A 373-nucleotide genomic window follows, 5' to 3' on the forward strand; every position below is an offset into this window, starting at 1 on the left:
TGGGTGATCAACAACAAAGGCAGTTATCACGCCAACCTGCACGTCAATCCGCAGATCAAGTATGACCTGGGCAAGGCGCTGGGCTATGACGCCAAGCACCTCTATGTGGGTACCGAATACGATTACTGGTCGGACAAGTACGGCATCAAGGACAGCCAGGCCTTCCATACCGACCAGAGCGTCTTCAGTTTTCTGGTCAAATACCAGTTCTGATCCAGGCGGGATGGCGGATCCGTCCTGGATGCTCCGCACGCTATGACCCGGGACGACTTGTGTCGCGGGTCGGGGGTGCGCTATTGATGCCCGTCCGTGCCTTCAGACCTTGCAGTGGCCAATGACCCTACTCGTACCCGCGCACCATGCTGGCCAGGAC

The 373-nt window shown here is 57.9% G+C and carries 1 protein-coding gene; it reads left to right on the forward strand.

Going from position 1 to position 373, the window contains the following annotated elements:
* Nucleotides 1–213: hypothetical protein (locus tag AB2L51_RS15095; protein WP_475557852.1), on the forward strand; the 213-nt coding region annotated here is incomplete at its 5' end.
* Nucleotides 214–373 lie beyond the last annotated feature (160 nt).

This window comes from Acetobacter fabarum (assembly GCF_040702925.2).
In the GTDB taxonomy this organism is placed as follows: Bacteria; Pseudomonadota; Alphaproteobacteria; order Acetobacterales; family Acetobacteraceae; genus Acetobacter; species Acetobacter fabarum_B.